At 69.5% G+C, this 24,385-nt stretch carries 19 protein-coding genes and 5 pseudogenes; 7 read left to right on the top strand and 17 right to left on the bottom strand.

All coding sequences use genetic code 11. The annotated features are described in order from the left end of the window. Positions 1–761 precede the first annotated feature (761 nt). The gene (locus tag KBX63_RS04545) at positions 762–2,246 is read right to left on the bottom strand and encodes a hypothetical protein (protein WP_210908456.1); all 1,485 of its coding nucleotides are present in this window, start codon (positions 2,244–2,246) and stop codon (positions 762–764) included. A gap of 235 nt (positions 2,247–2,481) precedes the next feature. Then, positions 2,482–2,886 carry a hypothetical protein gene (locus KBX63_RS04540; protein ID WP_210908454.1) on the bottom strand — a complete coding sequence of 135 codons (405 nt, stop codon included), beginning with the start codon at positions 2,884–2,886 and terminating at the stop codon, positions 2,482–2,484. Positions 2,887–2,960: 74 nt separating this feature from the next. On the opposite strand from KBX63_RS04540, the gene KBX63_RS36645 reads away from it, so the two are divergent. Further along, positions 2,961–3,278: an ISL3 family transposase gene (locus KBX63_RS36645; RefSeq protein WP_210908586.1), complete on the top strand. Its 318-nt coding sequence runs from the start codon at positions 2,961–2,963 to the stop codon at positions 3,276–3,278. A gap of 318 nt (positions 3,279–3,596) precedes the next feature. Beyond that, on the top strand, positions 3,597–4,373 hold the full coding sequence (locus KBX63_RS36640; RefSeq protein ID WP_210908453.1) for a LysM peptidoglycan-binding domain-containing protein: 777 nt from the start codon (positions 3,597–3,599) through the stop codon (positions 4,371–4,373). A gap of 326 nt (positions 4,374–4,699) precedes the next feature. On the opposite strand, the pseudogene KBX63_RS04525 reads toward KBX63_RS36640, so the two are convergent. The 5 genes and pseudogenes from KBX63_RS04525 to KBX63_RS04510 form a co-directional block, all read right to left on the bottom strand. Further along, positions 4,700–5,497 (bottom strand): annotated as a pseudogene (locus KBX63_RS04525) (helix-hairpin-helix domain-containing protein); the annotation flags it as partial. Between the two features lie 436 nt (positions 5,498–5,933). Continuing rightward, entirely contained in the window at positions 5,934–6,182 is a 249-nt protein-coding gene (locus KBX63_RS04520; RefSeq protein WP_210908452.1) for a flavin reductase, read from the bottom strand. 620 nt (positions 6,183–6,802) lie between these two features. After that, positions 6,803–7,001: pseudogene (locus KBX63_RS34985) on the bottom strand (helicase); the annotation flags it as partial. Between the two features lie 48 nt (positions 7,002–7,049). Further along, positions 7,050–9,440, bottom strand: coding sequence for a pentapeptide repeat-containing protein (locus KBX63_RS04515; RefSeq protein WP_210908451.1), 2,391 nt, complete (start codon positions 9,438–9,440; stop codon positions 7,050–7,052). Continuing rightward, entirely contained in the window at positions 9,437–11,050 is a 1,614-nt protein-coding gene (locus tag KBX63_RS04510; protein WP_307871610.1) for an NERD domain-containing protein, read from the bottom strand. The genes KBX63_RS04515 and KBX63_RS04510 overlap by 4 nt, the downstream gene beginning before the upstream one ends. A 260-nt stretch (positions 11,051–11,310) precedes the next feature. Between KBX63_RS04510 and KBX63_RS04505 the strand changes: the two genes are divergently transcribed. Next, entirely contained in the window at positions 11,311–12,768 is a 1,458-nt protein-coding gene (locus KBX63_RS04505) for an NYN domain-containing protein (RefSeq protein WP_210908449.1), read from the top strand. Positions 12,769–12,776: 8 nt separating this feature from the next. Next, positions 12,777–13,526: a hypothetical protein gene (locus KBX63_RS04500; RefSeq protein ID WP_210908448.1), complete on the top strand. Its 750-nt coding sequence runs from the start codon at positions 12,777–12,779 to the stop codon at positions 13,524–13,526. A 516-nt stretch (positions 13,527–14,042) separates the two neighbouring features. Here the strand turns inward: KBX63_RS04500 and KBX63_RS04495 are convergent. The 9 genes and pseudogenes from KBX63_RS04495 to KBX63_RS04460 form a co-directional block, all read right to left on the bottom strand. Further along, on the bottom strand, positions 14,043–14,246 hold the full coding sequence (locus KBX63_RS04495) for a cold-shock protein (protein WP_210908447.1): 204 nt from the start codon (positions 14,244–14,246) through the stop codon (positions 14,043–14,045). Between the two features lie 195 nt (positions 14,247–14,441). Beyond that, positions 14,442–15,869, bottom strand: a complete 1,428-nt coding sequence (locus KBX63_RS04490) for a DEAD/DEAH box helicase (RefSeq protein WP_210908445.1) — start codon at positions 15,867–15,869, stop codon at positions 14,442–14,444. Positions 15,870–16,432: 563 nt separating this feature from the next. Continuing rightward, positions 16,433–16,612, bottom strand: a complete 180-nt coding sequence (locus KBX63_RS04485) for a hypothetical protein (RefSeq protein ID WP_210908443.1) — start codon at positions 16,610–16,612, stop codon at positions 16,433–16,435. An 80-nt stretch (positions 16,613–16,692) separates the two neighbouring features. After that, positions 16,693–16,830 (bottom strand): annotated as a pseudogene (locus tag KBX63_RS36635) (XRE family transcriptional regulator); the annotation flags it as partial. A 118-nt stretch (positions 16,831–16,948) separates the two neighbouring features. After that, positions 16,949–17,325: pseudogene (locus KBX63_RS04480) on the bottom strand (ArsR/SmtB family transcription factor). Positions 17,326–17,479: 154 nt separating this feature from the next. Further along, the gene (locus KBX63_RS04475; RefSeq protein ID WP_210908441.1) at positions 17,480–17,623 is read right to left on the bottom strand and encodes a hypothetical protein; all 144 of its coding nucleotides are present in this window, start codon (positions 17,621–17,623) and stop codon (positions 17,480–17,482) included. Positions 17,624–17,638: 15 nt separating this feature from the next. Then, positions 17,639–18,508: a hypothetical protein gene (locus tag KBX63_RS04470; RefSeq protein ID WP_210908439.1), complete on the bottom strand. Its 870-nt coding sequence runs from the start codon at positions 18,506–18,508 to the stop codon at positions 17,639–17,641. A gap of 16 nt (positions 18,509–18,524) precedes the next feature. Next, positions 18,525–19,157 carry an RNA polymerase sigma factor gene (locus tag KBX63_RS04465; protein WP_210908437.1) on the bottom strand — a complete coding sequence of 211 codons (633 nt, stop codon included), beginning with the start codon at positions 19,155–19,157 and terminating at the stop codon, positions 18,525–18,527. A 1,146-nt stretch (positions 19,158–20,303) separates the two neighbouring features. Beyond that, entirely contained in the window at positions 20,304–20,513 is a 210-nt protein-coding gene (locus tag KBX63_RS04460) for a GntR family transcriptional regulator (protein WP_210908436.1), read from the bottom strand. 628 nt (positions 20,514–21,141) lie between these two features. Between KBX63_RS04460 and KBX63_RS04455 the strand changes: the two genes are divergently transcribed. The 3 genes and pseudogenes from KBX63_RS04455 to KBX63_RS04445 form a co-directional block, all read left to right on the top strand. Continuing rightward, a complete protein-coding gene (locus KBX63_RS04455; RefSeq protein WP_210908434.1) occupies positions 21,142–21,483 on the top strand; it encodes a hypothetical protein in 342 nt (113 codons plus the stop codon). Positions 21,484–21,687: 204 nt separating this feature from the next. After that, positions 21,688–21,861 (top strand): excalibur calcium-binding domain-containing protein, encoded by a 174-nt coding sequence (locus KBX63_RS04450; protein ID WP_210908585.1) that lies wholly within the window; start codon positions 21,688–21,690, stop codon positions 21,859–21,861. A gap of 196 nt (positions 21,862–22,057) precedes the next feature. Further along, positions 22,058–22,942 (top strand): annotated as a pseudogene (locus tag KBX63_RS04445) (IS630 family transposase); the annotation flags it as partial. 26 nt (positions 22,943–22,968) lie between these two features. On the opposite strand, the gene KBX63_RS04440 reads toward KBX63_RS04445, so the two are convergent. Beyond that, the gene (locus KBX63_RS04440) at positions 22,969–23,343 is read right to left on the bottom strand and encodes a hypothetical protein (protein WP_307871609.1); all 375 of its coding nucleotides are present in this window, start codon (positions 23,341–23,343) and stop codon (positions 22,969–22,971) included. Positions 23,344–24,385: the final 1,042 nt, after the last annotated feature.

Raw genomic sequence — 24,385 nt, 5'->3', positions numbered from 1 at the left:
GGCGGGCGGAAACACCCGGTCCTCGGTGCAGGTCATCACTACGAGGGGGAACTCGCGGCAGGTGACCCGCCCGCCGCGGACGGTGGCCGTCCGGCCCGGGTCGGCGGTGTGCACGGTCGCCTCCGGGGTGTGCCGGGCGGCCCGGACCAGCTCGGGGATGTCGAACCCGCCGTCGTCGAGGACGTTGCGCAGCTGCTGCGGCAGGTCGATGTCGCTCTGGTCCAGCTCGTCGATCAGCAGCACCCGCGGTGCCCGGTACGGCAGCAGGGCGGTGCCCAGCGGTCCCAGGCTGATGTGGTCACCGAGGCCGGCGTCGCCGGGGTTCCCGTCCCGACCGGCGCGGGTCGCAGCGTGCACCCGGCCCACCGGGTCGTACTGATAGAGGCCGGCGCGCACGGTGTCGTGCGTGGTCACCGGCCAGCGCAGCACCCGGCCGAGGCGCAGCTCCCGGGCGACCCGGTAGGCCAGACTCGACCGACCCGAGCCCGGTCGGCCGGTGACCAGGAGCGGACGGCGCAGCCGCAGCGCGGCGTTGACCACGTCGACCTCGTGCGAGTCGGCCTGGTCGGCCACGACGATCTCGCCGAGCCGCCGTGCCAGCTCCGGGTCCTCCTGCGGCGGCGGGGGCTCCTCCGGCCCACCGTCGAAGGCACGCCAGGGCGGCGGAGCCGGCCAGCTGCTCTGCCACTCGGCCGGGTCGAGCAGCCGACCGGTGCCGCGGTAGATCCGCCAGTCGGGCGCCCCGCCCGGCGCTTCTTCGCTCATGCCGTCCTGCCCGTGGACTGGTGCAGCTCGGGAGTGCGATCCGGGTCGTCCCACAGCACGACCAGGTGCCGGCCAGTGTGCCGGTCCGCGTGCAGTGGCTCCAGCCGCAGCGCGTCCAGTCGTGATTGTCGGACATGGACGGGAAGATGAGCGATACGTCCGTCGGCTGTCATGTCACGAATCTCCTCCCAGAGCTCGGTGTCCGAAGTGCGGGTGCGGTGCCACACGATCACCGGTAGGCCGGCCCGCAGGGCGGTCATGACCTCCTTGAACCGCAACGGGTGCGCCTCGGAGGGCGCCTCGCTCAGCAGCACGGTCGACCAGCGCTCGTCGGCGGTCAGCTCGGCCTCCAGCCGGGTGAGGTACGCGATCCCATCCGGCCGGCTGCGGTAGATGCGGCTGTGTCCGGGTTCCGCCTGGAGCCGCTCCCACCGGCGCCGCCAGGCGCGGTGCCAGCCCCGCTCGCGCAGCCGGTCCCAGCTGCGGAGGACCACCGGGTAGTCCATGGCCAGCACCTTCTGCTCCAGGTGGACGCTGGCCGGCTCCTTCCGCCACCAGGCCACGTCCTCGTTGAGCAGCTTGACGGGCAGGACCAGCTCGACGGCCACCTCGGCCCGGCGGTCGAACCACTCGACCTCCATGTCCCGGACGATCCGCTCGACGATCGACTCCAGGTCGTCGCGCGCCACGTCGGAGACCTGGCCCCATCGCCGCGAGTGCCAGGTGCCGTTGCCGTGCCACTGCCGGTAGTGCGACACCGTGTACCGGTCGTCGCTACCCGGTTCCAGGTCGGGCTCGACCTGGATCACCAGGTACACGTACGGCTCGGGCTGCCCGGTCCCGGCGTTGACCGTCGCGCGGCACCGGTCCAGGTCGGCGGTGAGCCCGAGCCGGCTCGCCTCCCGCCGGTTGCGGTGCCGGATCTGGGTGGCGGTCTCGGGCGCCACCTCGTGCTCCAACAGGACGAGGAAGAGCACGTTGGGTGGCAGCCCGCGGGGCGGGGAGTTCTGGCCCGTGAGGTAGACGAAGACGTCCCAGGCGGTGAGGCACCAGGACGGGGGAGTGGAGAGCTTGTGCTCGCTGGCCCGCTGATAGAGCCGGCCGAGCGAGTCTACGCGCTGGCTGAGCAGCGCGGGCCGTAGCTCGGTCCAGTCCTCCTCGGCGAGCAGATCGATCGCGTCCACCTCATGGCGCAGCCGGCGTAGCGAGGTCAGTTGCGGCGCTTCCGGATCGATCAGCTCCACCACGCTGATGAGCGTGGGTAACTCGCCCAGGCAGGTGCCCGCGATTTCGACGCTCTGCTGACGGGGATTGGCGAAATCGTTGACGGACACCCGGTTGCCCAGCCGTTCCCGCAGCCGCTCCACCGCAAGTTCGCGGCTGCTCTGCTGCTGCAACAGACGCATCCCACCAAGCACGTTGACCAGCTCTTCCTCGATGCGGTGCCGCTGGGCCTCACCGTGGAACGGAAGATGCGTCATGGGCCATCCGGTCTGTCGTGCAGCTGCTTTTCGCGATGTCGTCCGGATCCGCTCCGGGTATCGGACAGGCTACTTCGGGCGCATCGCACGTGGTGCCCGCAGATCATCGGTGCTTCGGTACGGATCACGCAACCCGGCCGTGGGAGCGATTCATGATCGCAGTCCGGCGAAAGTACGCGTGTTGACTGTCCGGTCCCCGACAACTCGACTATCGACCACAGCGGATGGTCCATTGTCAACGCTGCATAGGGGCGTCGGGCTCGTCACGATCGGTGCGGGTCGCGTCGGCGATGTCGATGAGGGTCCGGGTCAGCAGCGTGGCGAGGGTCAGCAGGAGGCAGCCGAGGACGAGACCGCGGACCGCCGGCCGGTCGGCCAGCAGCCCGGCGAGGACCAGGATCGCCACGGCGGTGCCGAGGACGCTCATCGTGGCGACAAAACTGGCGTAGAGGCCAGCCCGACGTTTTGTCCAGAACCGCACGCCGTCCCGCGAATCCTCGCGCCGCGGACGCCGGCTCTGCCGTTGGATCCGCTCCAGAAACCGCGATTCCCACAGCAGCGCGAGCATCAATACGGGCAGCACCTGAGCGCACGTCGTGTACAGGTCCGGATACAATGCGCCGACCCCCTCATCGCCCAAGTTGAATGGGATTCCATTCTTCCCGGGGGGTCAAGAGCCAATGCCACGTAGCGTAAGTTGATCACGGTGTTGAGCTGGGTATTTATGCTCGCCACCAGGCCCGGTTCACCCGCGACTTCGAAGACGTCGCGGCGTTCCTGGTCACCAAGACCGACAAGACGAGCATCTGCCGGTTCCTGCGCCTGGACTGGGACACGATCGGACGCATCTGCCAACGGGTCGCCGACGACGAACTCGACCCCGACCGGCTGGCCGCCCTGGTCGACATCGGGGTGGACGAGATCTCCTGGCGCAAGCACCACAAGGACCTGACCCTGGTCACCGACCACAGGCGAGGATCGCAACACCAACGTCCTGTGCGGCGGTGCAGGAGCGGATCCGCGAGCCTCTGACCGCCGGGTTCCTCCTTGCCTGTTTGCAGGCCGGTGTGTGGCTGGTCTGGGCACTCTTGGCCGCGGTCGCCCGCGCCTATACCCGCCTTGCCCGCGCCCAGCGCTGGGTACCGGACCTGCACATACCCGGGCCCCTGCAGGGGTTGACGGCTGCGCTGCTCGGCGCGACCGCGTCACCGCCACCACTGGTGCGCCCGCCCACGCCGCGACGTCCACCACCACCGCACCTACCGCCGAGGGGCAGTCCCAACCCCCTGCCTCGCGCCAGACCGCCCCACCCTCGCCGCCCGCACTGCCGCAGCCCCTGAACTCGCCGAGGTGTCGGCCGGCCAGCGCGCCACGTACACCGTCCGGCGCGGCGACACGCTTTCCCAAATCGCCCAGCGGTGCCTCGGCGACGCCGACCGCTGGCCCGACATCTTCGCCCTCAACCGCGGCACCCACTTCCCGAGCACCGGCGGCACGTTGCGCGACCTGAACCTGATCTACCGCGGGCTGGGCCCCTCACCTTCCCGCTACCCACGGGCGGCCCCCGTCGGCGGCTCCCGCTGCGCCACCGGCCGGCCGCGACTAGCCCGACGCCACCAATCCCAGCCCCGAGGCGACAGCACTGACGCCGGCACGGGGCGGCACGACCCCGACAGCTCCTGCCTCGCCGGACACCACGGCATCCAAGCCCGCCACCGCGCCACCAGTGGCCACCGGCACCCCGGCCGGTCAGCCCGGCGACACCGCCACCCGTGGACCGGCCACCTGCGGAGTGTCGCTACCCGGTGGCAGCTGGGTCGATATAGGTCTCGCCCTGGCCATCACCGCCGCGGTGGCCCTCGTGTGGGCGCACCGGCAACGGCGCTAAGTTCCCGGCAAAGCCTCGACGCCGCGCCGCCTCGACGACCCGAACCTGATACCCATGTCCCGCGTGGTCGGGCAGATCCGCCGCGGCCTGCGCCGCGCTGCAGCCGGCCACCCCGACCCCTCCGAGTCCGCCGCCCTGCGCGGCGTCGGCCACAACGACGTGGACAACCTCGACGACGAACCTGTGCCTATCCGCGTGGGCGCCGGCAGCGGCAGTCTCGACGTCGAGGGCAACGGTGACGACCAGGACCCGGGCGGCGGTGGCACCTCCGGTGCGGGCGTCAGCGACGTCGACGGCGGTGACCCGCTGACGGTCTCGCCGGCGTTGGACAATCCGCTGTCGACACTGTGGCCACCGGCAGGGCTGGGCCTGACCGGGCCCGGCGCGGACGCCGCCGCCCGCGGGCTGCTCACCGCCGCCCTGGCATCCGGCGGTGTGGACCACCCCGAGGCGCGCATCGAGGCGTGGAGGCGAAGGTCGAACCGATCTTCCACCCAGACTCCTACGGTTACCGGCCGTACAGGTCGGCCCTGGACGCGGTTACGGCATGCCGGCAGCGGTGCTGGAGGCAGCGGGTGACGAGACCGCCGGGCACCTTCAGGATCTTGGTGGCGTCGGCGATGAGCGCGGGGCGGGTAGGTAGCAGTGGCCGGAGTCGGCGGCCTCCGACAGGGTGTACTGCAGGCCGGCCTTGACCCGCTGTGGGCTGTCGTAGGGGATGCCGACGGCTTGGGCGGTGGTGTCGGCGGTCTTGAAGCCGATGCCCGACACGTCGGCGGCCAGCCGGTACGGCTCGTTGCGTACCACCGAGATCGAGGCGTCGGCGTACTTCTTGAAGATCCGCACGGCCAGGGAGGTGGACACGCCGACGCCCTGGAGGAAGACCATCACCTCCTTGATGGCCTTCTGCTCTTCCCACGCCGCGGTGATCTTCGCCGTGCGTTTCGGGCCTAGGCCGGGGACCTCGATCAGCCGGACGGATTCTTCCTCGATGACCAGAAGGGTGTCTAGGCCGAAGTGGGCTGCGATCCGCTCGGCGAACACCGGGCCGATGCCCTTGACCAGGCCGGAGCCGAGGTAGCACTGGATGCGCTGGATCGTCGCGGGCAGGACGGTGCTGTAGGAGTTGACCTCGAACTGCCGCCCGTACTGCGGGTGCGACGACCAGCGCCCCTGAAGGCGCAGGCTCTCCCCGAGCTGCGCGCCGAGCAGCGCACCGACCACCGTCAACAGGTCGCTGCTGCGGTCGGTAGCGACCCGGGCGACGGTGTAGCCGGTTTCCTCATTGACGTAGGTCAACCGCTCGAGCACCGCGTCCAGTACCGCCAGGGGGCGGACGGGTGGGAGCGGTCACGGCGAGCATCGTGCCGCCTCCAGGTGGCGTGCTGCCACCCGGGTCGGCGACTGTGCGGTTGGGCGGTGGCGCCAGGGGCGGTTAGTTCTTGCCCGATAGTCGTGGCGGGCGAGGTAGCGCAAGCAGCGGTCCTGGATTTGGTGTCTCTCGGCCTTGCGCCGCCGCCAAGGCGACGCGGACGCTCTCAAGCTCGGGAGCATGTCGCGCGATCTACGCCAAAACGGGTGCTGGGCCGCGGTTGCTTCCGGTGCCGCCAGCACCTCAGCGACGACCGCTCCGCCACCTCCCGGTCGTGCCGGCGACAGCAAACCTCGATCAGACGAAAGACCTCAAGTTGCAACTGGCTGTCGAAAGCCATCCCCGGTCGCGCAGCCAGGTGACCTTGGCTCTGGCGCTCACGTCGCTGCGACGCGCCCAGCCATGGACAGCCAGCCGACGGCCCCGGCTACCGGGCGCGCCCCCAGCCCGTAAAACGGTCCGCCAGGCAGGCCGGCGGCGTGCCGTGATGCAGCTCGGCGAGCTGTTCGGCGGCCTCGGCCTGAAGCGTCGCCAGGTAGACCAGCAGGTCGGTACACCGGTCGCGGTACTCGGCCAGTAGCCGCAGTTTTGCCGGAGAGCAGGGCCAGGCGATACCGCAGACCTGGCAGCGCCAGGTGGACCGCGTGGGCAGGTGCTCGCGGTGCACGTGGCTCACGACACCATCCGGACCCGGTCGACGCGGACGAAGGCGAAGCGCTCGCGGGCGACGAGAGTCCCGTCCAGGTGGACGTCGGGCGGCGCTGGACCCTGCTATGGCCTCTTCCCGCTCCGTCAGGTCGACGGCCGCTGGCAGTGGGAGGGCGACGGTGCGGGCCTGACCGACCGGGACACGCTGGGTCAGCCGTTCCCGTACACCGAGGCGTTCAACCCGGCTGGACCGGTTGCCCCCGCAACCCGACGAGGACGACGACCACGCCACGGTGGCGGCCGGAGCGCAGGTCGGCAAGGACAGCCCCCGATCACCCGTTCCGCCTCGACCGCGGGCGGCACCGCCAGCCCCAACATCGACCTCACCTGCCTGTGCGGGGCACCCTACCGGCGGGGCCCGACGGCTCCGGGACGCATGTCCAGCCCAATCGCGGGCATCCGCGGCCGGCGGGGGGCGCCGATGCGCACCGCGACCTGCTTAGGGACGACTCTGGAGATCGGAGAGGCGGTGCCGAGGTGCCCGGATTCCTGGTGAAGGCGACCTACACCGCCGCCGGGCTCAAGGGTTTGCGAGCGGAGGGCGGGACGCGGCGCGCCGAGGTGGTCCGGGCGTTGCTGGGGAACTCCTGCTTCCCAGCCGTCCGGGAACTTGACCGGCACGTTCAGGTGCACCCGCTCGGTCGACGGATGCGCATCCAGCAGCTCAGCGATCCCAGTCCGTCAGGACGCACGCGTGCCGGTGGCGGGACGCGAGTACACAGAGCCGCCACGACTCCAGGTGGATCGCGGTCGCGTCCCGCCCGCCCGATGGCGGGTGTGGCACGATCCATCCGGCGGATGCTGACGAGCGGTGAGCATGACAGCGGATGGCCGCTCAATCGAAGGTCGCTGACGTCAGGTTTTCCTGAACGACGTGCGAACATCCCTCCACCCGGCAGGTGTCCTCCAAGAGCGACCGGATGGCCGGGGTCACTCGGAGGTTCTGGGCGAACCCCACCATGTCCGCATAGAGCTGGCTGTGCGTGCGCTCATACCGGCGGCGCTTGGGAATGGCGGTGAGGAAGCCGGCTCGCGCCGCACCGCTGAGAACGGAAGCCGGATCGACAATGCGCCGTCCCGACAGCAGGCCCTTCTCGTCGAGCGAGTCACGACGATAGTGGCCGTCCGGCCGGACGAACTTCAGGAACAGGAACCGCAGTTGAAGGGCGGTGGGGCAGGGGCCGACAAAGGGGTGCTCCCGGCGCCCGTCCGCCCCGAGCAACGTGACGAAGTCCGCGACGTCCTCGATGGCGGTTCGCGAGTCGATCTCCACGGAGACAAAGCCGGTGAGATGCCCGAAGTCGGCCTCGGCGAGGGTGGGCAGGCAGGCGTCGAATCGGGTGCCGTGCAACGTTGCGTCCGACAGGTCGCAGCCGGTCATGACGCAGCTGTTGAAGCGGGTCGACTCCAGATTCGCACCGCGGAAGCTGACGCCGGCCAGCGACAGACCCGAGAAGGTAAGCCCAGAAAGGTCCTGGCGTTCCAGCGGAGCGTGGATCAGCAGCCGGGCGCAGTCGGGAAGGCCGAGGAGCACCTGGAGGATGTTGCGAAAGGCGGTCGGGGTTGCGGTGGCGCTGGACAGCCGGGTGAGCAGTTCCTCGCCGGCGGCGAGTTCCCTGATTCGGGCGCAGAGCACCCGGAGGGCGAAGGAATCGGGCGGGAAGGGGCGACAATCCAACAGTTGCGCAAAGCGCACCGGATTGACGGCGAAATACTGGGCGGCGCGGATTCCGATCTGGTGCTCGAAGATCACATCTTGAGCGAAGCGCACCCGCTGTCGCTCGGAGGCGGCACGGAAGACCGGCAGGCGGCAGATGGCGGCGGTGCACCGTTCACGCTCGGGATCGGACAGGTCCGAGGGAAGCACGAACTCGGCGAGCTGGCCGATTTCGTCGATCGGCACGCCGCGATTGTCGTTCTCCAGCTCGACGACCGCGACGTGACTGATGACGTCGAGCAGGTCATGCCGGGAGACGACGTTCTCCTGCAACTGCTCCTTCTTGTACTCGCGGTCCATGATCGCGTCGACGGCGTCGTGGACCAGGTCCATCTCGGAGTAGTCGTTCGGTATCCCGTCGGTCTTGCCCTCGGCGACGCGCTCGGCGAGCAGCTCGGCGTAGTACGGGGTGCCGCAGAGCTTCATCAGCTGCGGTTTCGCGTCGAGGATCGAGAGCAGCTCGCGGTCCTTGTCCTGAAGACGAATGCGCGCGAAGGTCGTGATCGACTCGGGTCGCCACGGGAGCAGGCGGTACTCCTCGACGTACTCGTGGGCCACCGCGAGGAAGTCCCGCAGCGCCTGGTTGGAGCTGAGCAGCGAATCACGGATACAGAGCAGGATGCGCGGGGTCGTCGGGTTGTCCGGCCGGGCGACGATCTCGTGGATGTACTCGAAGAAGCCGGGGTCCTGGGCGATGACCTCGTCCAGTCCGTCCAGTAGCCAGCTCGCGAACCCCCGTGTGAGCATCCACTGGAAGGTCGGCTGCTTGACCGGCCGCGCGATCTCCGTCTGCAGCAGGGCGTCGACCATGGGGCCCAGTGCGGGCGCACTCGCCAGGGCGGCATAGTCCGGCAGGAGTGGCAGCGGCCGATATGCCCGCCGTAGCTGTTTCTTTGCCTTCTGGAAGTTCGTGTACAGCGTTGCGAACAGCGACTCGAACAGGACGCTCTTGCCGTAACCTGCTGGCGCAGTCACCAGCACGATAGGGCGGTCCCAGTCGCCGGGGCTGTCGAAGCGGCGAGCAAGCTCGGCCAGCAGATCACTGCCCACTACTCCGGTTCCCACCGCCTCGAAGGGCTGTGGAGTGCGTCGGCGCGCCGCCATCTCTCCGTCGCGGCGTAGCTGCTGCGCGGCCGTTCCCGCCAGGGCCGACACAGATGTGTCGTCCCATTTGAACCGGGCGTCGAAGAACTGAATCGGAACCCGGATGTCGACGTTGTACTCGTGCTTGGCGAGTCTCCGGAAATCCGTCGACAGCCCCTGGGTGGACTCGACCAGCAGGAACTTCGCCCCGGGAGTGCGTGCCTCCTCCGCGAAGCGTTGGAGGAGGGTCGCCTCGCTTCGACGCAGGTCCTCGGCGTCTGGGGCGGCCCGGCACCACACCGTCATGTGCTCACTGTTGTCCGCATATGCCGCGCGCCTCGCTCGGACGACTTCGCCCCGCAATTCCCCGGGAACCGACCAGCCTTCCGACTCGAGGAAAGTCACAGCCTCGTCGTACAGCGTCATGAACCGTCCTCCATCAGGAATCGAAAGGGCTCCCAGCGGTCCGGCTGGGCGACGACGTGGAGGTAGGCGCAGGCCCGGCTGACCGCGATGTAGCTGGTCGTCCAGTCCTCCTGGCCGTCGTCCGCATAGACCACGGCCGGCGCCTCACAGCCGTGGAACTGCCGCACGGTGCAGACAGCCAGCTCGTCGCCGAGGAGCCCACTCGTCGTCCGCACGCCCCGGTCTGCCAGCGTCCGGCGGATCGCGGCATGGTTCGCCTGCGTCGACGTGACCACCACCAGATGGGAGGCCGGCAGGTCCTTCAGGATCTCGAGGACGGCATCCGCGCACGCCGAGGGCAGGTCCGCGGAGCCGTCGCTGAACCGTGGCTTCCGCCCGGCCGGACCGGTGACGGGCGTGTGCGCTCCCGAGACTCGCGCGACGAGCTTCGCGATCGGCAGGACGTTGCGACAGTTCTCGGTCAGCCAGAACTCATTGAACGATCCGTCGGGACGTGGGCGCCAGGTTCCGGAAGAGTCGCGCTGGTACGGGTCGGCGAACAACACCACCGAACCGTCGGGGCGGACGAGTTCGCGTAGGGCGTCCAGAAGATCCTCGTCATGGCTCTGCGCCTCATCGACGATGAGACAGTCCAGCGGCTTGCCGTACGCCTCGGCGAGGCCCAGCACGGTGACCCAGAGCTGCTCACCCTCGTAGGCGCGCAGGCGATCGGAGCCGTAGAGGTCGCACAGCACGTCCTCCGGGTCGCCGGAGCTCACGCCTTCCACCCGCAACCTGCGTCGGATCTCCAGGCGCAGGTTGCGCTGCTGTCCGATCACCGCGACCCGCAGGCCCCTGCCAGCCAACTCGCGCGCCCGCTCCTGGGCGAGGACCGTCTTGCCCGTGCCGGCCGCGCCGAGAACCAGTGACGCCCGCTTCCTGGAGGTGCCCTCCAACACCTCGAGTTGGCGACTGGTCAGGCGGATCTGGCGCTGGGTCAGGCGGGCGAGGTCATCGGACGCCAGATCGACGTCGTAGCGGAGGGTACGGGCGACGACCGCGGTCGGCGCGAGCGCCGCCAAGGCCTTTTCGAAGTCCGACTGGCTGGCCCAGCCATGCTGGTCCCAGTGCGCCATGACGCGTTCCACGAGCATCGGCGCGTGCTCCAACGCCGCAGCGCTCAGCACGATTGTGTCCGGCGCGTGCGGACCGAGATTGCCCGACGGCCGGCCGTCGGCGAAGACGACGCAGTGCCCGGCCGGCACGTGCCGGATGCTGGCGGTATCGCGCAGCCACCCGGCCAGGGCGTACTTGTTCCGCACGGCCTGATCGAACGGGTCGACGTTCAGCGGCACATCGCCGCCGCGGCGCTGGGCGAACCACTGCCGGCCGGCGACCCGGTAGGAACCGTCCTTGACCTCCATGATCAGCAGACCGCGTCCGGGGTGGAGCAGGACGAAGTCCGTTTCGCCCATCCGCCACCTCCGCCGGCCGGGGTCGAAGTACGCGAGGCTGTGCAGCACGAACCAAGAGTCGTTGAGCGACCGGAGCTTGTCGAAGACGGCCCGCTCCCCGCGAGTGGCGTTCGCTCGCAGGTTCTTCGGATAGAAGCGCGCCAAGTCCGCCTCCACAACACGGGCCGTTCGACGACTGGGGTGACGGCCCAACAATCCACATTGTCCGCTCGCTCACGAGCTGTCGCGCTCCACCGGAGTTGCGGTCTTCCCTGGACGATCGGTCATCTGGAGGTCACGCACAGCAAACCGAACGCCCCGACGACCTCGCACAAGTGATGAACATCGTGACCGAACGGATGAACAAGCAGCGTGGGGACACGGAGGCAGAATTCGGAAGACAATCGCGCCTGGATGAGCTCACGGAGGAGCCGCAGATGGCCGTCGGAAACAAGGGTGTCCTGCTCGTCGACTGGGACAACCTGGCCGGCGCGATCATCGGCCGCGGCCACGTGGTGGAGCGAGGCATCGTCGATGCCCTCTGGAGCGACGCGACGACCCGGTGCGGCGGCCACCTGCAGTACAAGCACATGGCGGCGGCGAAGTTCGACGGGAGCATCTCGACCGCGATGACGGAGCACCTCATCGACGACGAGGTAGTGGGCAGCACCAAGGAGCAGGCCGACATCCATCTGACCCTGCTGGCGATGGACTACCTCTACCAGGACTGCGGCCAGTTCGTCCTGGTCACCGGCGACCAGGACTTCATCCCGCTGATCCGTCGCCTGCTGCGCGACGGCTGCCGGGTGACGGTCGTGTACGGCGACAAGGACCGGCTCTCCTCCCAGTTCCGCGGCATTCTCACCCTGCCCGGGCTGGACTCCATCTGCATCGATGACATCTACACCCTGAAGAAGCCTCCGCCGGTCACCTGCCGGGCGCTGCTCGGCCTGTTCGAACTGCAGCGTCGCGGCATCATCCTCGGCGGCAAGGAGCAGGCCGACCGCACCGCGACCCTGGCCCGCTGGGGCATCCTGGAGAACGAGGACGAGAGCCGGTACTGGGCGCTCATCGAGTCGCTCGGTCACAAGGTCGTCCGTACCGACGCCGCAGTGCGGGCCAAGGAGCAGTTCCTGCCGCGCAACGCCACCCGCACCTACCTCGACGTCGGCTCCGGCCGGTTCGGCGACGTCATGGCCATCGACTACGTGGTCCGGCGGCTCGCCGCCCGACCCAAGGGCCTGACGGTCACGGAACTGCGCACCGGCCCCCTGCAGGCGGACAACGGCGACCGGCTGCTGCGCGTGCTCGACGCGCTGACCGCCGTGCAGCTGGTGCGCAAGGGCGCGGACGACGCGTACGCGGTGACTGTGGACGATCTCGGCCTCGGATACCTGGAACCGCTGTGGCGGGTCCACGCCGGCCTGACCATGGAGTGCTTCCGGACGCAGAGCCGGACCATCCCGTTCCGGCGCCTGCCGGGGCTGCTCAGCGCGACAGGTGTCGGGCAGGGGCAGGAGAAGTTCGCCGCCGGCCTGATCAACAAGGTCATGAAGTACGCGAGCGCCGCAGGCGTCGTGGATGCCGTCGCGGTCGGCGGCGCCCGCCACGCACTGGCCACCAACTCACCGTTCGTCCGTCCGATCGAAGACGCCTATCACGAGCTCTACCGCGCCTTCGTCGGGCGGGCTCCGAGCCCGATACCGGAGAGCGAGATCCTCGAGTTCATGACGGTCAAGGACCGGACGCGGGCCGAGCCGGTGTTCGGTTACGACCCCCGCGACCGGCACCGAATCCTGCGCGTCCTGGCGCAGTCCCGGGTCATCAGCTGGCGGAGCGAGAAGGTCACGATCCCCCAGACCCGATGGGGCGACGCCGGTTCCTCCTTCGCCTAGGAATTCCCGTGCCACAACGGACGAAAACCCTGCTGCGCGGTGCCGGCAGGTACGGGCTGGCGCTCGCCGGGGCGGTGGCGGTCTGCGCCGCCGCCACGGCCCTCGTGGTGGCCTTCACCTGGCGGGCCCAGCGGGCGGCCGCGGTCGCCGGCTCCTTCTCCGCCATCGCGTCCACCATCGGCGTGCTGGCCGCGATCTACCTCTCCCGGCAGGCGTTGTCCCGGACCGACCGGCAACTCACGGAAACCCGCCGGTCCCTGGTGCTGAGCAGATATCCGCTCCTGCTGCCGGTCCACCAGTCAGTCGCGTTCCCGGACTCCGGCGGGATGCTGGCCCAGCACCCACCCGCCCAGGAGCGCTTCGCGCTGACCTCCGCGCCCGCCCCGGCGTACGCGTTCCTCGCGATCGCGAAGGACAGGTTCCTCGTCCCGGTGGAGAACGTCGGTGAGGGGCCGGCGCTGCGCGTCCGAGGGACGTTGTGGTGCTCGGACGGGCGCAACGGCCCGGTCGACGGCGTCCCGGCCCTGGGCGCAGGCCGGACCGGCGTGATGGCGGCCGTGATCCGCGCTGATGGACGGCCGCTGCCGGAGGAACTCCGCTCGATGACGTCTCAGGACGCCGGGCCGAGCATCGCCTACTGGCTTGATCTCGAATACGCCGACGTCTTCGCGAACCCACGCCGGACGACCGCGCTCTTCGACCCACGAGGGCTCGGCGCCTGGCACTACGTGCAGGGACACGAGCCCGGAACGCTCTGACCGCGCTCCGGACGATCGGCGAAGGTCCTGGGGAAAGTGAAAGCCCCAGCACGAAGGCTGGGGCCGGGTATTGAGACAGATCGAACGATGACTACGTTTCAGCTCATCATCGCCAGCCACCATCTCCCCTATGAGTAGAGGCTACGGACACGCTCCGCGAGCGTCAACTCGGCCACCCGTCCGTGTCTGCATTCCGATCAGCTCACCGAGACCCGCGACTGACGGTCGCCGCCGTGCATCCGGCCATGGCACGCCCCCATCTGACAGCTCCCCCGGTTCGTTCCGGGCCCGACGGGCAGTCACCGGGCCGGCTGCCGCTCCCCGGGGCAGCAGGCGCGGCGAGGTGGTCGAGCATCGTGTGGTTGGCCTCCCAGCCCGGGAACTTCGCAGCACCAGCGGTTCGAGGCCGGGCAGGACCGCGGTGTCGGAACGGATCGGCATTCGCCGGTTCGTTGGTCTCAGCCACCGCCGTGGCGACGGGCGAGGCCTCGTCGCCACGCACGGCGGAGTCAAACGTCAGACCAGACGGATGTTGGCGGCCTGAAGGCCCTTCTGGCCCTGCTCGACGTCGAACTCGACCCGCTGGTTCTCGTCCAGGCTGCGGAACCCGCTCGATGAGATGGCGGAGAAGTGGGCGAAGACGTCAGCGCCGCCGCCATCCTGCGCGATGAAGCCGAAGCCCTTGTCCGCGTTGAACCACTTGACTGTGCCGAATGCCATGTCTTCTCCTCTGAGTAGCTGGTGGAGCCATCTACGGGCCCTCGGTTGTCGCCGCTGCTGGCCGGAAGAACCGGCAGAACAGAGAGCGCCTGGCGGGTTAGGTACCCACCAGGCGCTGGCAAAGTATGCGACAAACCGAAGGCTGCAACCCGGTGAGGCTAGCACGGGGGTGGCGCCCGCGCGGTGTCTTCGCTGTCAGCGCTGACCGCGCCGGCTACCGAACCGCGTGCCGGCAGAGAACGCCGCGGCGCCCCGTGGCGCGAACGGTGTTTCCGCGGCACTCGTCCGACGACTTTCCGAGCCTGTCCCGCGCGCCGCGCGGGCGGTCGATCCGCCCGTCGCTGTGCGCGGATCCGGGCGCCGCGTGGCGCTGTCGCCTCGTCCGCTATGCGGCCTCGTTGCCGCTACGGGAGGCGTCACGAAGCGGCGCTCGCCCGGGGCGAGTTCGGTGAGCAGCGAGTCACCGGGGCCAAGCCGGGTGATCGTCGGGTTGATGCCGGCCTGGCGGGTGAGGTCGCGCACGTCGGTGACCTGGTCGTCGGTCATCAGGGTGACGACTGTGCCGCTCGCTCCGGCACGCGCGGTCCGCCCCGAGCGGTGCAGGTATGCCTTGTGCTCGGCTGGCGGGTCGGCGTGGATCACGAGAGCCACATCGTCGACGTGGATACCGCGCGCCGCGATGTCGGTCGCGACAAGTGTGCGGGCGTCGCCGGCGGAGAACGCCGCCAGATTGCGGGTGCGGGCGTTTTGCGCCAGGTTGCCGTGCAGCTCCACGGCGGGCACGCCGGAGGCGACCAGTTGACTGGTCAGCTTCTTGGCGCCCCGCTTGGTGCGGGTGAAAACGAGCGTGCGCCCCGGGGCGGCCGTCAGGTCGATCAGGACGGGGAGCCGGTCATCGTGACGCACCCGGAGTACGTGGTGGGTCATCGCGGCGACCGGGGACATCGCCGAGTCGACGCTGTGGGTGACTGGGTTGGAGAGGTATCGCCGCACGAGGACGTCGACGCCCGCGTCGAGCGTCGCCGAGAACAGCAGGCGCTGGGAGCGGGGCGGTGTTGTGTCGAGGAGTCGCCGTACGACCGGCAGGAAGCCGAGGTCGGCCATGTGGTCCGCCTCGTCGAGCACCGTGACCTCGACGGCGTCGAGGATTGCGTGGCCGGTCGACACGTGGTCGGCGAGCCGGCCGGGACAGGCGATGAGGATATCGACGCCGGCACGCAGTGCACCGACCTGTGGCCGCGCGCTCACCCCGCCGAAGATCGTCAGGGTCCGCAGCGACAGCGCGGTGGCCAGCGGTGCGATCGCCGCTTCGATCTGGGTAGCCAGCTCGCGAGTGGGCGCCAGGATGAGCGAGCGCGGGCGGCCGGGCAGCCGTGGAGACGTGGCGGCCGAGAGTCGGGCGAGGACCGGGAGAGCGAAGGCGTATGTCTTGCCCGAACCCGTGCGGCCCCGACCGAGCACGTCGCGTCCGGCGAGTGAATCCGGGAGCGTCGCGGCCTGGATCGGGAATGGCGTGCTGATGCCCGCCTGCTCGAGCGCGGCGACCAGGCGGCCGGGCACGCCGAGGTCGGCGAAGGAGGTGGGTGTGACAAGGGGTGTCTTGCTGGGGCTGCGTGCCGCCATGGAGTCTCCGAACGTGGAAGGGGTCGCCCTGCACGGCGCTGACCGATTGGTCGCGGCGCGTGGTGGTCGGCGTCAGATGCAGGCCGGGTCGAAAACCGGCGGGCTGCTTGATCAATTCTACCCACCCCAGCCCAAGCCGTAACGATGGCTTTTCTGGGTTAGGGTTCGACGGGCCGAGCGAAACGGATCGCGGCGAGCGGCCGGATGCGCCCCGCGCATTTTCGGCACCCGGCTTGCATGCGAGCGGGTCGCGCGTTGGCGCGCCAGACTTGGAGCAGTTCTTGACTGATGTAACCGCGCATGACTCGAATTTGTTCCGTGAAGCACCGGGAGCAGATGCGCCTTTCGACCACACGCCTGCAGTTGACGCAAGTTCGGCTGCGATGACCCGCCTGCGCACCCCGTTCCGTGTCGAGGGTGACGCCGACCGGAAGCCGACGACCGCGCCCATCGCCGGCTCGTTGGGCATCACGACGCCACGGAGCCCAGCACGCAAGGGCCACCACGCGTGTCGGTTCGACGCGTCGTAGGTACCGACGTCCTGTGCAGGTAGATCAGATGGATCAGCACATCTCCACGACTGGACCAGCAGATGCGGCGGTGGCGGTGGACCGCCGCTCGGCCTTGCCCGCAAACACTGTCGCGTTGGCCATCCCGATCAACGTGTCCCCGTAGAGGGTGCTGCCGCGACCCGCGACCGCCGCACCCATCGTGCCCGCGGTCGGGGTGGTCGCCCAGTGCAACGGCGCACGGTGTAGGCGCGGCCCGTCTCGGCACCGGCGATGAGAGTCGAACAGCCCCCTGACACGACCTGCTTGGGTCGCAGGTCGAGTGCGGCGCATAGGCCGCATACCTTGGCCAGCTCCGGATACTGCTGCCAGTCGCCGGCGAGCCAGCGGAAGAGGGTCGAGCGACTGACACCGGTGTGCCTGGTGACGTCGCCCACGGTCCAGCCGCGGTCCTACCGGGTGTCTTTGACTGCCCCACAACGAACTGGGCGAAGGCAACCCTTCATGAGCCGTTCGCATCGCCACAGGGGAGGTAGGTCGCACCCGCCCCCACGGTGAGATTGTCACCCGTCAGTGGATTCTCCACGCTGATCGCTTGCGTGGCGGGGTCAGCAGATCCGCGATCGTGGCGATCGCGCTCGGCACCAGCCGGTAGTAGGCCCACACGCCGTGCTTCTCCCGCTCCAGCAAGCCGGCCTCGGTAAGGATACGCAGGTGGTGACTGACCGTCGGCTGGGAGAGACCGACCGGCGCGGTCAGGTCACAGACGCACGCCTCGCCCTCGGGGGCCGACTGGATCAGGCTGAGCGGCCGCAGCCGGACAGGATCGGCGAGGGCCTTGAGGACCCCGCCAGCCGCTCGGCATCGGTACGTTCGATCGGCTCGCCGGCAAGCGGCGAGATCTGAGGCTTAGTCATTTCAGCCAAGGCATTTCCCACATATTCCATCCTTCCACCAGCAGCATCCACCCACGCGCATTACGGCAATGCACGCTGCCTATGAGCGTGTTCGAGATGGTCTGATGTGGACGGCGTGACAGCGGCGACCGCAGCCGGGCTCGGTGTCCGAATGTCGTGGTTACCCCTCCGGCTTGACCGGTGCTCAGTGGGCGTTGATCGAGCCGCTGTCGCCGGAGCCAAACACCGACGGCCGGGCGGGAAAAACACCCTCGGCGGGATTGGCGTCGGCCAGGGTCAGCCGGTCACCGCTCAGCTCCGCCCCGAGGGGCCTGCCGAGTTTGATCATCCGTGCGAGCGAGCCTCAACGGTCGTGGCCCCCGCCAGGGCTGGGTGGCGGCGCTGCGTGAGGCGGGCCGGTCAGTACCCCGGTCTCGGTGGGCCGGCCGGTGACCGGGTGGGATGGCTTAACCTTCGCCGGCCGGCTCGGATCGGCCGTCGTGCCGGGCTTCTTCGCCGTGCCGGACCCCCTCCCGGTGCTGGAGCTGTTCTTCGTACCGGACCCGTTCTTGCTGGCGGGCTTGGCGTCCGGGACCAGGCGCTGGCAGTAGGCGTCGACCTGAGCGGTGCTACCGGCGGCGACGACCAGCGGTTGGAACCTCGGGGTCTTCAGCGCCTTTCCCCGTTGGTCTGGTTGCTCGGCGAGGTGAGCCCGGCAGAGCCCGCCGAGCGGTGTGGTGTGCGCCTGGCCGCTGCTGGGACTCGGCGGGACCGACGGGGCGGTCGGGGATCCGCTGCGGTCGCCGGTGGTGGGCGCACCCCCTTCGCTCGGCGATCCGCCTGAGTGGCCGGTGGTGGGGGCCGGAGTGGCCGGGCCGGGCGGTGGGTTCGTCTCCCGAGGAGCGTCCAAGGTGACCGCCGCGAAGGCGGCGCCGGCTGTCGCAGTGGCGAGAATCCCGGCGACCCAGGCCAGGGCGCCGGCGGTGAACCGGCGGCGGCCGGGGACCCGGGCATGCGCGGATGCTGGGGCAGCGCGGGCCGCCCGGAAGGCCGCCAGCGCCGCCTGCTCCCCGGCCAGCTCCTGCGGGCGCGCCGGGGCGGCCGCCGCGGCGAGCAGCCCGGCGAGCGGGTCGGCCCGGACGGCACCCTCCGTGGGCGTTGCGGGGCGCGCCGCATCGAGGAGCCGGTCGGCCACGGCGCGGTCGACGAGTCGGCCGGAGCGGCGAAAGCCCATCCTGAATCCCCTTACGTCAACCATCCGCCGGTTCGGCGTGTGGCACCTGTCTGCGCCGGTTGCCGAGCGGCCGCGGCGGCGCGCTGCTCTCGGGCGCGCCCGGTTGTTGGCTCGGGTCGTAGCGCTCGATGAGCCCGGCGAGCCGCCGCAACCCCCGGTGCGCGGCGGTCCGTACCGCGCCGGGCCGCCGCCCGAGCACCCGCGCGGCGGTCTCGGCGTCCAAGCCGATGACGGCCCGGAGCAGGACCGCCTCGGCTTCCCGGGGTGGCAGCATGGCGATCAGCGCGAGCGCGGCGTCGGTGCCGATAATCTCCCCAGCCCGCTCGGCGGTGTCGGCGTCGCCAGCCAGCTCGCTGAGCGCGTGCACCGGCACCGGCAACGACGGGCGCCGGCGTTGCCGGCGCATGTGGTCCATGGCCCGGTTCCGTGCGACGGTGACGGTCCAGGCCCGGAACTCGCCGCCGGTGAAGCGGGGCAGGTCCCGGGAGATCTGCAACCAGGTCTCCGACGCCACATCTTCCGCGTCGGCCCCGACCAGGTTGGTCAGGTAGCGCAGCAGGCTCGGCTGCAGGGTGCGGTAGAGGAAGCGGAAGGCGTTCTCGTCACCGGCCTGCGCCGCGGCGACCGCCTCGCTCAGCTCACCGGCCATGCCATGCCCGTTCCCCGGCCACGGGAACCAGCGGACGCCGGAGCCGGCGAACCCGATGACCACCTGGTCCGCTGACCGGACCTGAGTCCACGCCTCTCAACCCCCACTAACCTGATCGCGCTCGCGGCTGCGGCGGCCCGGGCGGCACGTCCAGACACTCGCCACGACGAACGGCCATCGGCGCACTGCCACGCTGGCGCGGTGAAGCGGCCCCAAGTCGGGCAACGCCAGGAGCTCACACCTTGCATTCCCGCAACCCTCCCTTTCACGGACTATAAGGTCCATAAAAGATGCCCAGGGGTGGCTGGCTGAGCACCGCGTCACGGTGAGCGACCTGGTAAATCGCGGGGCCACAGTAGCACCTGCTTGGCCTCAAGAGTGGACTTGACCGACCCACTCTGCGCGTCGCCCACCCGGTGAGGCGGTGGACGGTCATGCCCGGCACGCGTTCGCGATGGTCAATGAACACCACATGCACCGCGCCTGATAGCGCCAGGAGCGGGACCACCCTCCGAAGGTTGGGGAGGGGCCGGGCGTCCCGCCCCTGCCGCTGGACGCTCGCCCGTGGGCATCCGTCGTATCGGCCTCGCCAGGCAACGCACCGTTACGTCCACGAACGGGGCTGGTACCGGGACAGGTTCGCAGCACGGTGAACTGAGGGCGGTTCCCGCTTTGGCACCAAAGAGGCCACGGCAGCCGCAGGCGGGCCGCTGAAGCCTCAGCGGGCCCAACCGACCACGATTATGGCGAGGCACCCAGATCAGCACGGTGACATGGTGAACAGCCACCCGTTCGCCACCGTCGCGCCGTTGTCTGAAGCGTTTCGACATCGAGTTGTGGCGGATGCTTGCTGCGATCCGTGGCAGCACTACGGCGAAGCGGCATAGGCGAGCCAAGCGCTGCGCCGCGGTTCGACACCCACCGGCAGCGACTGGGAGACGGCTGGGCGTGGGATGGGCCAGAGCCTGCGGACATTCACTGTGTTATGCACAGGGCGCAACGAGAAGGCGTATCACGAGTCGGTGATGCCCTGCGTCGGTTACCGAAGGTGGTCGCTTGGTTGGTCGGCGAGAACGCTCCCACGGCCCGGTTCGCGTAGCAGCTCCACGAAACGGGCGTAACGTCCGACCCGCGTGAGACGCCGTACTAGGTGTGGCCTTTGACGAAGACTCCCTTGCCGGGCTCTCCGTGGACGACACCCTTGACGTGCAGCAGCCTGCCCGCACGCTGGGCGCTGGCGATGGAGACGCGGTAGAGCGCGGACAGTTGGCTGTACGGCGGCATCCGGGATTCGGGCGGGTACTCGCCGGTCGCGGCTTTCGCGGCGGTGCCGTCCGCGATCTGGCGGTAGGTCATTGGTCCTAAACCATCGGTCGGGGACGTTGACCCCCCCGTTCCCGGCTGATGACGCAGCGGCCCTACCGCCTCCGTCGCCCCCAGCAACGCGGTTGGTGGGGCCGCTGCCCTCCCGGCCGCACCGTAACGAAGGCAAACCCGATGACTGGACTCATCGTCGGGGTTGATGCCTCGGCAACGGCCCGGCGTGTGCAGCATCGTCCTGCGGATCCGGCACGCGGACATGCTGCCCCGCAACCGCCTCCACTCGACCAGCCGCAAAATAGCCCGGCATGGCATGCCCTACGAGGAACTCACGTGGCCTTCGCGCCGCGTGACCTACTCGACGCGGTTATTTGCCCGGCGTGGCCAGCGACGTTCACCACCGCCGGTGTGCCGCGACCCGGCATCCCCGTCGAGGAAGTACCCATGACCGTTCCCAGATTCGACTGGTACCTGCAGCACCTTCACGAGCGGGTCATCACCACCGCCGTCAGCGCTTCCCCGCGAAGCTGTACGGGCGTGGCCACTGGGTCCGCCCGGGACGGCGCAGAGCCCGACCTGAGGGAGGGCGTGTCGGACCTGCTCGGGCCTGCAGCCGCGGTCGCCGACCGGACCCGCTCTCATTGCGGGAAGGGGTGAATCCTGCGTGCAGGTCTTTCAGGTCAGTCTCATCCTTTTGATCCTCGCACCCGAGGACGCCTCGGTGCCGGCATTCATTGACGATCTGCGCGATCAGCTGACGAACCTTCAACACCGGTGGGAAGGCGTCATCGCGCCGACCGTTCGCGGCATGGTCGAAACAAACACCTGCGAGGTGACCCTGAGCGTCATGGCCGACGACATCACCACCGCTCCCATAGCCGCAGGCCGGGCGGTCGCTTACGCCGCCGATCGTGCGGCGGCTTCCTTGCCGGTCGCCATTGGGCGCATCACCGTTCAGCGACCACCTCGGCCAACCACCCTCGCGGACCTGCCACCGCTTCCCTGACCCGGCCATAGCCGGGGTGCAGGTGCCGCCCACGCTCTTCGCCGCATCCACGGACCCGGCCCGCCCCAGGCACAGCAGTTTGGACGCACATGACGCACAGCGCGGCGCGACGAAGCCGGCGCCCAACCAGGTGACGCTGCGAGTCGCTCTCACCGAGCCGACCGCCGCAGCGCCACACCGTGCTCCTCATCACGGGCCACGCCACTGCCGGCGCCCACCAGCTCCCGGCCGAAGCCTCCACCCGCGCCCACGACCGACCCGCGATTCGGCACCTGCAAACAGGCCAACAACGCCGGCTACGGCCCGTACTACCGCGGCGTCGACCCCGAGTACGCCTGGTACATCGACCGGAACAAGGACGGCGTGGTGTGCGACTGATAAGTCCACAGCCCCGGCGGAACGGAGCAACCGATCATCACGTGTGCCCACCGCTACGCCCTGCCGCTCCTGGCCGTACCCGGCCAAGGTCGCGCACGGTGAGTGCGGCGAAGGTGGCGAAGGGGGCGGCGCCGGACGAGTGTAGATGTAACGCCCCACATTTCCGCGACGCCTGCCGAATCGGCATGGGGTGTCTCAGTGGGCGGGTGGCCGTCCCCGCCAGATCAGTAGCGACGAAGAGCAGTTCATCGTCGAGACGGCCAACACCCGCCCCGAGAAGCTGGGGCGACCGTTCACCCGGTGGAGCATCCGCAAGCTCGCCGACCACCTGCGCCTGCATGCCACCCGCCGGGTCCGGATTGGGCGGGAACGGCTGCGGCAGATCCTGCACCGACACCGGATCACCCTTCAACGGACCAAGACGTGGAAGGAGTCCACCGACCCGCAGCGCGATGCCAAATTCGCCCGGATCGAGTACGTCAGCGCCCACTTCCCGCAGCGGGTGTTCGCCTTCGACGAGTTCGGACCCCTCGTGATCCGCCCCCAGGCCGGCACCGGGTGGGCCCCCTCGGGCCATCCGCACCGGCTGCCCGCGAACTACCACAAGCTGCACGGCGTCCGGCAGTTCCACGGCTGCTACTCCGTGGGCGACGACCAACTCTGGGGCGTCGTGCGGCGGTGTAAGAGCGCCGCGAACACCCTGGCCGCGCTCAAGTCGATCCGCGCCGCTCGTCCGGACGGTGCGCCGATCTACGTCATCCTGGACAACCTGTCCGCGTACAAAGGCCGCAAGATCCGGGCATGGGCGGCCCGGAACAGGGTCGGGCTCTGCTTCACCCCGACCTACGCCTCCTGGGCCAACCCGATCGAGGCCCAGTTCGGGCCGCTGCGCACCTTCGTCATCGCCGGCTTCAACCACCCCAACCACCCGGCGCTGACCCGGAAACTGCAGATCTACCTGCGTTGGCGCAACGCCAACGCCCGCCACCCCGACGTCCTGGCCGCCCAACGCCGCGAACGCGCCCGCATCCGCAGCGAACGCCAACGACGCTGGGGCCAACCCGCCACCCGCGCAGCCTGACCCGTCAACGTTTCGTGGTCACGGCACTAGCTGGCACGTCCCGGCCGATGCAGCCAGGGCGCGGCCCTGGGCGCCGCCGCGATAAGGCCGACCGCGAGCACCGTGATGAACGCTTGCCCGATCCGGCCGAGCGTGATCCCCGGCGCGGTGTCCAGCACGTAGTTGGCATACCCGTTCGCCACCGCGTCGCTGACGAGCACAACACAGCCGAGCAACAACCCTTCAAGCCGACGTAGCGCCAACAACAGCGCCGCGAGCGGGTCGAACACGGTCAGCGAGGTGAAGTACCACATCAGCCAGAGGGGCATGGACGAGCTTGGACCACCCGGCCGGACCCCGAGCAGGTCGCCCAGGTGAACCATCCCGCCATACGCGAAGACACAGACGGCGGCGATCACCACAACCCGAACCCACCTGGGCGCGCCGGCCCACCGCCGGAACGATGTCCGTGTCGCCGCCAATGACCCCTCCTCGGTCGAGCAGTGGCCCGCTCGCGCCGACACATCGATGCTAACGCGGCGTCCCAAGGGCGTTTGCCTCGACGGCTCCAGGCGACGACCAGCGGCATTGAGCCATGCCCGGATGGCCGCCTGACCTCGCCGCGACCACTGGCAACGTTTGTGGTCACGGCACTGGCTGAAGTCCACCTTCGCCCGTCCCAGAGAACGGACGAGCGCGCCGCTTTCAGTTGCGGGCAGCTTGGGGGTCAAGTCCGCGTTCACCCGACTTGTTCGTGTAACGCCATGCCGATGTCCCACGCCGGTGGAGAAGGAAGGTCGAGTGCGCGGCCTCCTGGACGGGGCGGGACCGCCCGACCCCCGGTGGTCCCGCTCGATCCAGACCCGAACAGCGCGCAGGGACGCCCGCAGGGAGCAGCCAATGGCTCAATCGATGCCTCAAACCCCACCGCCGGAGCGGCCGTCGGCCGACAACACGACGCCGCCTTCACCTTCGCGCTGGAGCCTGCCGACTCAATTAGTTCGCATCGAACCCCAGCTGTCCGAAAAGTGGTGGCCCCTATGCCAGTAAGGCGGGACGACCTTGCTGATCGGGTGCGTTGCCATGGTGGTCGTCGTGCTGACCAGTTGAAGTCATCGGACTGGGGGATGTCCACGAGGGCGCGCAGAGACGGCCGTGACATCGGCAGCGATCATGGATGGCGAAGCAGCCTTGACCGGATCCCCGATGGGTGACCGCGGCCGCTTCCGGGTACAGGGCGTCGTGGACCTGGCCGCGGAGAACTGGCAGATGCTTGCAGACCGACATCGGCAAAGCGATGGCGACCCTCGCCGGTGCCGGGACTGCCAGGCCTACTGGCCGTGCCTCTACCGGCTGCGCGCCGACCGAGAGCTTTCCAACACCCGCGCTGACGAGGGAGTTGCGGCCGGAAGGTTATGGGCCGAGGTACGACAAACCGGAACATCAACGCTAGGAAAACCGTGA

It is taken from the genome of Micromonospora sp. U21 (assembly GCF_018070045.1).
Lineage (GTDB): Bacteria > Actinomycetota > Actinomycetes > Mycobacteriales > Micromonosporaceae > Micromonospora.
The sequence above is the reverse complement of the archived record's forward strand: the minus strand, read 5'-3'. Positions and strand labels throughout refer to the sequence as shown.